This window comes from Enterococcus villorum (assembly GCF_007990225.1).
GTDB classification, from domain to species: domain Bacteria; phylum Bacillota; class Bacilli; order Lactobacillales; family Enterococcaceae; genus Enterococcus_B; species Enterococcus_B villorum.
The window spans coordinates 1-8,878 of record NZ_BJWF01000059.1 but is presented as its reverse complement, the minus strand read 5'-3'; the positions used below and the strand labels follow the sequence as shown (position 1 = coordinate 8,878).

The 8,878-nt window shown below is 33.8% G+C and carries 6 protein-coding genes; all 6 read right to left on the bottom strand.

Annotated elements, in window-relative coordinates; genetic code table 11:
• Positions 1 to 15 precede the first annotated feature (15 nt).
• Positions 16 to 4,239 carry a type VII secretion protein EssC gene (gene essC / locus EVI01_RS12870; RefSeq protein ID WP_010750109.1) on the bottom strand — a complete coding sequence of 1,408 codons (4,224 nt, stop codon included), beginning with the start codon at positions 4,237 to 4,239 and terminating at the stop codon, positions 16 to 18.
• A 47-nt stretch (positions 4,240 to 4,286) separates the two neighbouring features.
• Entirely contained in the window at positions 4,287 to 5,444 is a 1,158-nt protein-coding gene (gene essB, locus EVI01_RS12865; RefSeq protein WP_010750108.1) for a type VII secretion protein EssB, read from the bottom strand.
• A 6-nt stretch (positions 5,445 to 5,450) separates the two neighbouring features.
• Positions 5,451 to 5,720 carry an EsaB/YukD family protein gene (locus tag EVI01_RS12860; RefSeq protein ID WP_010750107.1) on the bottom strand — a complete coding sequence of 90 codons (270 nt, stop codon included), beginning with the start codon at positions 5,718 to 5,720 and terminating at the stop codon, positions 5,451 to 5,453.
• 107 nt (positions 5,721 to 5,827) lie between these two features.
• Positions 5,828 to 6,121 carry a WXG100 family type VII secretion target gene (locus EVI01_RS12855; protein WP_010750106.1) on the bottom strand — a complete coding sequence of 98 codons (294 nt, stop codon included), beginning with the start codon at positions 6,119 to 6,121 and terminating at the stop codon, positions 5,828 to 5,830.
• A gap of 179 nt (positions 6,122 to 6,300) precedes the next feature.
• The gene (locus EVI01_RS12850; RefSeq protein ID WP_010750105.1) at positions 6,301 to 7,164 is read right to left on the bottom strand and encodes a phytoene/squalene synthase family protein; all 864 of its coding nucleotides are present in this window, start codon (positions 7,162 to 7,164) and stop codon (positions 6,301 to 6,303) included.
• Positions 7,136 to 8,641 carry a phytoene desaturase family protein gene (locus EVI01_RS12845; protein ID WP_010750104.1) on the bottom strand — a complete coding sequence of 502 codons (1,506 nt, stop codon included), beginning with the start codon at positions 8,639 to 8,641 and terminating at the stop codon, positions 7,136 to 7,138. Before EVI01_RS12845 ends, EVI01_RS12850 begins: the two co-directional genes overlap by 29 nt.
• Positions 8,642 to 8,878: the final 237 nt, after the last annotated feature.

The following is an 8,878-nucleotide window of genomic DNA, read 5'->3' as shown; positions in this document are numbered from 1 at the left end:
CGTTCCGACATGCGCTTACCCACGACTAAAGTCACGAGTGTGCGCGCATTGCCCAATCAAATGATCGATAAAAATTAATTGTACATTGGCTGTACTTCCATTTAACAGTTTGGATATTTCATCTGAATTTAAAGACATTTTTTCTACAAATTCAGCGATTCCATTAATGAGTATAATTTTTTTTGATTTTGTATTTAACAATAACGTTTGCCAAAAAGTATGAAATTCATCCCAACATTCTGAGAGATGATTCACGTCAATATAGATAGATACTTTACTCTCTATCTTTTTAAGTCCCCCAGAAACATCAATTACAAGTAAGTCTTCATTTTGTTCAATCAATTGTTTTAGTAGCCATGGTAATACTTTATGACACTGATTAGTAGAAGAAAAAAATAAACCCAACCCATTACCTTGAAAAATTTCAAAAGACTCTACTACGGCAGAGCGTTGATTTAACCCTAGGTATAAATTGTTTTTCTCTATATGTTTCATGAATTGATAAAAGATTTGCGAAGTGAGCATTGTTGGTACCATTGGGATTTTTTCAGGACGGCTCCCTGTCCAATTATTATCTATTTCTATTATTTCTTTTTCCAGATTTTTTAACATTTCACCATCATTTGCTCCTTTAACAGGTAAATAAAATTGAACAATGGTTGTCTGTTCTAACGCCACTTGCCCTCGTCCTTGAATTGCTTTTAGTCCAGCTGGTTCCCTAATTCCTCTCATCATGTTTATTTCAGTATTGTCATTTAAGTACATACACATTTTTGTTGCGATCTGACTCATCATATTCATACGAATACTCCCAATACTATTAGCAGACAAAATAAGGTAAATACCAAGATTTGCCCCCTCTCTTAATAGATACAATAACATTTCATCAATCTTTTCTTTTCGTTTATCTTCTATACTTAGACCATCGTAGCTATCGATTAAAATAAAAATAACAGGCAACTTAAATTGGGTTATTTCGTCATGTCGCCAAAAATTTACTGTACCATTTTCTTTAAATAATTTCTTTCTTGCTCTTAAGATTTCTTCTATTCTAACAATTATTTTTTGCGATTTTTCCTCTTCTTCTAATGAGGCGATGTCTGCTATATGTGGTAGCCTTTTTAATAGCAACAATCCATTATTACCAAAGTCAAGAAGATAAAAAATGGCTTGATCCGGTGTATTTTGCCTAACAATATTTAGGACGATCGTTTGTAACAGTGTCGTTTTTCCAAATCCTTGACTAGCAATAATAGCCGTATGACTACTTTTTGCTAGATCAAAATAGTAAATGCATTGCTGTTGTTCACTTGGAATATCTAGTAAACCAATAGGAATCGTTAAATTTCTCTGACCATTTGCTACACAAGTAGGGGTAACCAACCGATTGGGTAATTCTGGTAACCACGGCTTATCTGGTGGGATAAAAGTAGAATGTTCAAAGATTTCTTTTATTTTATTAATGACTATTTCACGATGTGTAGGCAGTTTTTTCTCTTTTCCTCCTTGTTTTTTTTCTTTAGATTCCTCAAGCATTTCTAACTGCCCAAGTTTATCAATCACAAAAATTTGTTCATCCACCACTGGTTCAGAAGTTTCGTTTGGGTTATACTCTGTACCTGTGTAGCCACTTTGAAATAATTCGTATACATTATTTTCACCTACTTTAAGGTATCCTCTTCCTGGTTGAGTAATGTAAGCTGCATCTGATGTTTTCAAAAGTTCATTTGAGTCTTGGTCACTTGCCATTTTTAAAGCAATTTTACTTGTGCTATTGGATTCAATTTGATCATTAATCACTCCTGCAGGTTTTTGAGTAGCTAAGATTAAATGTACGCCTAGCGAACGCCCAATACGAGCTACTGACGTCAATTCATCTAAAAATTCCGGTACATTTACTTTTAATTCCGCAAACTCATCGACCACTATAAAAAGATGAGGTAATGGCTTAAAAGTGATCGTGGATGAGTCTCTGCTTATAGTATGTTTTTTATAGACATCCATGTAGTCATTGATATTATTTACGCCAATTGTGGCAAACAGCTTTTGTCGTTTTTCCAGTTCTGCTTTAATACTCGTTAATGCCCGCGTAATTCCTAAACGATCCAAATTGGTGATCGCACCTACAAAATGTGGTAAATGCTCTAAAGTCTGAGCAATTCCTCCACCTTTCCAGTCAATAATCAGAATACTAATGTCTTCTGGAGAAAAATTAATTGCTAGTCCAATCAAATAAGTCGTTAAAAATTCTGATTTTCCTGAACCTGTTGTACCACCAATTAACGCATGCGGTCCATGTACACGTTCATGTAAATCCCAGTAAATCTCTCTCGTTTTTGACTGCCAACCAATCAAAGAGCAAAGCGATTTATTCGGTTCTGCAGTTGTCCAACGTTTAACAATATCTAATTCTTCCACACTTTGTACTTTGTATTGTTCTAACAGACTGATACTTTCTGGCAACATATTTTTATCTACTTCTTCATGAAATAAATTTGCCAGCTTGATTATTGCTTTTTCAATCGGATAAATCACTGGCAATTGATTAGGTGCAAATTCTTGATTCACATATTGATTGTTTTGATTGACTAATACTGCAAGTTTTTCACTTTTATATTTAACCAAAGTCGTTACTGTTTCAGGCAACTGACTGACTTCTTCCTTTGCCCAGATAACAATCACACCATACAAACTCATCTCTTCAACCAAAAATTCGTTTATCTCATGATCACGAAGCCAATATTCTTCTACTATTGAAAATATATAAATCGGTTTAAATTCTATTTTCTTATCTCTGGCTTTACGTAGTTGTTGCCTTCTTTTAGTGAGAACTTTATGAAAAGCATCTAGTACCAATTCTTGGCTTTGGGCATTGTAAACAATTCCTCTTATTCTATGAGAATTTCGAAGCGATTGACTAAACTGAAAATGACGCATTTTATTGTGTGGTAACCAGCGCCATTCTTTCCACTGGTTTTCATAGTCTTTCTCTTCAAAAAGAGTAATAAATTCAACATCTTGATAAGAATGCAAAACCGAAATTTGAAAAAGAATCGATTGAAGTGCTATTCTCAATACATTTGGCGAACCAATAAGTCCTAATGTTTGTCCTTTTAAAGACATAGCCACAGATGCTTTCGTTAACCTTTTATATTGATAGATAGAACTGCTTATGTCTTTCTCATTTAAATAACCTTTCGTTTCTGAATGTACATCAATCTGAAAACTAGTAGGAACTTCTCCATCCCCCAATCGAATCGTTAAAAAATCTTTGTCGCCTAACTTTCGTTCATAGATTCTTGAATGGTACTCTTTAGTCATCAGTGCCAATTGATCCATTGAGGGGTACATGTATTCCAAAACCTCTTTTTGCTTTTTTTGTAGCTGACTTAACTTAGATGTTTGTTGAAACATATATTTCTGAATCAAATTTTTACTTTCCTCATTTTTACTTTTCGTTTCTTTCTTCTCCCGTAAGTAGTTTATTGTAGACAAAATCATTGTTCCAATACTAGCGATCCACGTACTTAATGACATGATGGAGTATTCAGCGCTAAAAAAACTTATAACGCCGCTAAAGAAACTCATACCTAATGAAGGCGCAATCATTTTCATAAATGATTTACTTCTCTCAGCTATTCCAAAGTCAGGCACTTGGATGATTACTTGCGTTTTAGGTACTTCCAAATAGACTCTAGGGCTTCTTCTAAAAAATGGAAAACCCTTTGGATATTCAGATAAATAAGGTTCTTCCATAAGTGACCAAGGATTTAATTGGATTGATTTTCCTAAACTAGTGATCTTCATCTGCTTTTCGCGCATTTCAATGATTCGCTGATCAACAACTACTTGGTCGCCAACATCAAAGTCAAACTCCCCTTCTTTTATCAATTGTTGATTATAATAAACTGGTGATTGGCTGGGATAAATATGAATCTGATAGCCTTTTTCCTTTTGAAAACTTATTGCAACCAACGCATCGGAATCAATCACCATCGCCGACTCTTTTGCACACGAAATATAAATATTTTGTTTAGGGTGATTCACCATGACTGTATGGAGTTCTTCATGTCTTAAAATAAGCATCTTCGATTTTTCTAATGCTGGTCCTTCACAAACCACTTCTGTTTCTTTACAATAAAATCGTCTACCATCAATCATCACTTCTTTTTTCTTTTGGGTTAATCGTTCATGAACAAAGAATTTGTCAAAATAAAAGAGGTCAAAAAGGATATCCATCGGAGGTCTTGGGTCCTCTATTAAAAATTTTCTAGGATTTTTCTGCTTTATTTCCAGTTTTTTTCTTCTCCTAATTTTTTCGTGTAATGTTCCATTTTGGTTTCATACTCCAATAGTAATTTTTGCTTTTCTTTACTGTCCATTGCATGGTTTGTTTTCGTTTTAGCATATAACTTGGTATACACATGTAAAAGATATTCTTCATCCCCTATCGTTTGAGCGATCTCTAGTGATTTATGAAAATTACCTTTGCCGATATAAATCCAATACAGCAACCTCGCTTCATTTGTTTCCTGAGTAAAAGTAGTTAAAATAGCTTTTTTTTGTGAGTCAGTTAAATTTTCCAGTTGAATAGAGCTAACAGCTGCAACATATTGTGCTCCAGTAGAAAGTGTTTCAGGTGAATCTTTTTTTAAAGTAGTTAAAACGCCAGTATAATCACTGCCTATATATTGTGATTGTGCGCGACTGATTCTTTCCTGTTGCGGGAGCTGACGAAAAACATAATGCTCAATCATCAACGAAAATCCAATAGTAGCCAAACTAAATACAAAGCTGGTCCATTTAAATACATGATATGTTTTTTTATTTACTAATCGTAATTTTTGGGTTCGTTTTTCTTTTTGTTTAATGATTTGTTCACCTAAAATTTGATTCATTTTTTCTACGCTTTCAGCACAATAAAGCAATTTTAAAAAATTATCTTTTAATAATTCTTCTCCATTAAATAGATTTTCACTATTTATTCCAGGATATAAGATAGCAAAGACTAACATACGATATTGCTTCAAAAAATCATTTTCTTCTAAAACATAAGGAACCACTTCTTGCATAAACCCTCGGTGTGCGATCATAATTTCTTCACCGAGAAGAAAAAGATTGTCAGGATGTAGCAACGGTTGTATGGGGCTATGCATAAAATCAGCTAAATGTGTTATTTTTTGGGCAATCAAAAGCCGTTCAAAGTCATCCGACTTTTTGATTATTTGTGTAAGCGACTGACTATACTTACTTTTCTGATATTGAATGATTAATGTATTTTCCGTAGTTTTGTTGATCTTTCCTGCCAATAAATTTCTTTTAGGACTTAAAAAAAAGTGGTATTGTTTTAATCGTTCAAGTCGATATTGATGGCTTTCCAAAGAAACTTCTACTCGTTCCTCCGTTGTCGTGATGTTTACTTCTTCAAAAGTTCCTTTTTCCACTTAGTTTCAATTATCTCCATTAAATAGATAAGGTTTTACAAAGAGTTGATCCCCTTCACTGATTGGATAATCAAAGAGAGGTAAATCTTCGTTTAGTTGAATTGATTTATTCAACACCACTAAATCAAAAAACTTTGGTAACAATAACTGATACTTGCTAAGTAATACAATCAACATTTCCTTTAATCGAGCAATGGTTACTTGTCTAGGGATTTGCAAGTCAATGATTTCGTGATCCACATGTAAACTTATACCAATAGTTGTTTCTTGGTTCATCTCTATCATCCTTTCACTTTTTATCATTCACATTTTTAAGAAAAAGTTTAATAAAAAAGAGGAAATTATGGTTTGAGCATGCTGAACAAAAAATATTTTTTTACTTGCTACAATCCAAAACTTCTAGCATCTTGACGATCACGCTCTGCTACTGTGTTTGCATAGCTGTTGAGCTGCCCATGGATGCTTTCAAACAGTCGCGTCATTTGTTTAACATTTCCTTCCAATTGATTATATTGCGAAAGATAGGCTTGAAAAGCTTTCCCTTTCCATTCTTGTGCAATTTGTTGATTCATCAAATTGACTTTTCGTATCGTCTCTTCTATTTGAGTAGCTGCTTGTTGATAAACTCTTGCTTGTGATTTCAACTGTTCTGGTGTCACTGCAATTGATCCTACCATCGTCATTCCTCCTAAATTTTTTTAGTTGGTGACCTTTGACTATCTCACTGGTCTCAAATAAGATACGACAGTTATTAGTATATTTTTTAAATAACATATGTTTTAAATTTAAAAACAATTCCCAACTAAAAAAAGCGGTTTTTCAACCACTTTTTATGCATTCAAATTCAATTTTTCTACTATTTCATATAATTTTTTGCTTCACTCAAAAGTTGTAACTTTCTAGTTTTGCTTACTCTATTCTTGTTATTAATCATAGAGTAATAATTGTTTCTAACGACATTTAATTGTTCACGATAAATATATGCAGCACTCGTCAATGCTTGGCGACAATCCTCTGAGATAAGTGGCAACATTGTAAAAGACTCTTCATACAATTTTTCTGCATACTGAGCAAAAGATTCCCATAATGTAATGAACTGTTTTGACGTTTTTTCTTCTTTAATCATCGCTTCTGTTACACCAAATGTTATCATATCTTCTTCAGGTAAATAGATTCTTCCCATTTGATAATCTTCACCAATGTCACGTAAAATATTGGTCAGTTGCATGGCTTCACCTAATTTTTTTGCTGGGCTAGTAATTTCAGCAGGTTGTGTCGATAAAAGAGGCAACAGCATCAAACCGACACTTCCCGCAACGTAATAACAATATTCTTCAAGTTCTCTTCTTGTCTTAGGCTGCTTAAAATGTGCATCTTTTCGTTGCCCTATGATCATATCAAAAAAAGGGGCAGTATCCATTGGAAAATTAGCAAAAACCACCGATAATGCACGCCATATCGGTTCATTTGGCACATTCCCTTCTTTAAAATCTAACAATTGTCGTTCAAGTTGGTCTAATCCTGCTTCATTATGCTCTTGATCAATTATATCGTCAGCTCGCCGACAAAATGCGTAAACCGCATAGACACTTTGTGCTTTTTGCTTCGGTAATTGGGAAAAGGCAAGATAAAATGATTTTGAATATTTTTTTATGATCATTTCACAATAAGCAAAATCTTCTTGATGCTCTTTAAATAGTTCTTCTTGAAAAATTATCATCTTTCAACAACTCCTCTACCGCTAATTTCGCACTTTGCATGACAATCGGAACTCCAGCACCTGGATGCGTACTACTTCCACAAAAATATAAATTTTCTGCCGCAGAAAATTTATTATGAGGACGATAATAATTGCTTTGTTTCAATGTTGGTTTTAAGCCAAAAGTCGCACCATTATAAGCGTTGAACCGTTGGGCAAACACTTTGGGGGTGACATAGGTTTCTGATACAATGTGCGCTTCAATGTCTTTAAATATTGTTTTTTCTTCTAACAGTTTTACTATTTTTTGTCGATATTTTTGAATCGTTTTTTCTGACCAATCCTCGTATTTTGATAATTCCGGTACAGGAACTAAGATATATATTCCTTCATGACCTTCTGGTGCCAAGGTTTCGTCCATTAATGTTGGCCGGTATAAGTAAAAAGATGGATCCTCTGGTAATTCTCCTATTTCAAAAAGATCATCGACATTTTTTTTAAAATCTTCCGCAAAATAGATACTATGCAGGTGCTCTTCTGGATATTTTTTATCTAAACCTAAATACAATAAAAAACAAGAACAAGAATAGTCAAAATTAGCAATTTTTTGATTGGTGTATTTTCCACGTTTGCTTTCGTCAGGAATCAATTCTTGCATGGCATAAGGAAAGTCTGCGCTACATACAATGGCATCAGCTAAAATCTTTTTTTCCCCGAGACGAATACCCTTGGCTACTTTGTTTTCAATAAATATTTCATCAACAGGTGTATTATAAAATATTTTGCCACCTAATTCTTTAAATAACCGTTCTAAAGAAGTGGCTAAAGTATACATGCCACCTTTAATAAAATAAACCCCATAAAATAACTCAATCATGGGAATAATGGTGTATAAAGAAGGCCCTTGATAAGGTGATACACCTATATAAAGGGTTTGAAAAGCCAGTGATTTTCGCAAACGTTCATCCTTCACGAATTTAGAAATTGAAGTATAGGCATCGTTAAACGTCCGCAATCGAATACCTGCCCACAATGATTTTGGATTGTAAAAATCCCAAAATCCTCGAAAAGACTTTGTAATAAATGCTTCTTTAGCAATGATATAGCGTTTGTAAATATCTGCTAAAAAAGCAAAATATCCTTGTGCATCTTCAGGAGATATTTTTTCTAAAGTTTTGGTCAATTCAATAAGATCATTCGAAAATTCAATCGGTTCTTCTTTGTTAAAATAAAGCTTTAGCATAGGATCGACTTTTACCATCGGAATATAATCGTCTGGATTTTTCTCACAAAACTCAAAAATTTCACGATAAATTTCTGGCATCATAACGATCGTGGGACCTAAATCAAACGTAAAACCGTCTTTTTTAATTTGATTCATTTTCCCACCAACCTGGCTATCCTTTTCATATAAAGTCACTTCATAACCTAACTTTTGCAAACGAACTGCAGCACTCAATCCAGCCACCCCGGCCCCAATGACAATAATTTTTTCCATGGAATCACCTACTCAACTTTTTTATCACTTGATAAATTTAATCATAACCCAAATTTTATCAACTGATAAAATAATATGCTCAAAAAGGTTGTGAAAGAAGCGTTTAGCTCCGAGCAAATAAGAAGTGATTTTCTAAAATAGCTTTCCATATTTTGGAAAATCAGGACTTATTGCCGTAGATGCAAGCCTTCGAACACCGTGAATAGGTTGTGACAGAGCCGATTAGCTCTGAGTATT

Excerpts from the sequence above, each read along its gene's own strand:
- essC (WP_010750109.1), bottom strand. The coding sequence starts at position 4,239 with ATGGATATCCTTTTTGACCTCTTTTATTTTGACAAATTCTTTGTTCAT.
- EVI01_RS12860 (WP_010750107.1), bottom strand. The coding sequence starts at position 5,720 with ATGAACCAAGAAACAACTATTGGTATAAGTTTACATGTGGATCACGAA.
- EVI01_RS12855 (WP_010750106.1), bottom strand. The coding sequence starts at position 6,121 with ATGGTAGGATCAATTGCAGTGACACCAGAACAGTTGAAATCACAAGCA.
- EVI01_RS12850 (WP_010750105.1), bottom strand. The coding sequence starts at position 7,164 with ATGATAATTTTTCAAGAAGAACTATTTAAAGAGCATCAAGAAGATTTT.
- EVI01_RS12845 (WP_010750104.1), bottom strand. The coding sequence starts at position 8,641 with ATGGAAAAAATTATTGTCATTGGGGCCGGGGTGGCTGGATTGAGTGCT.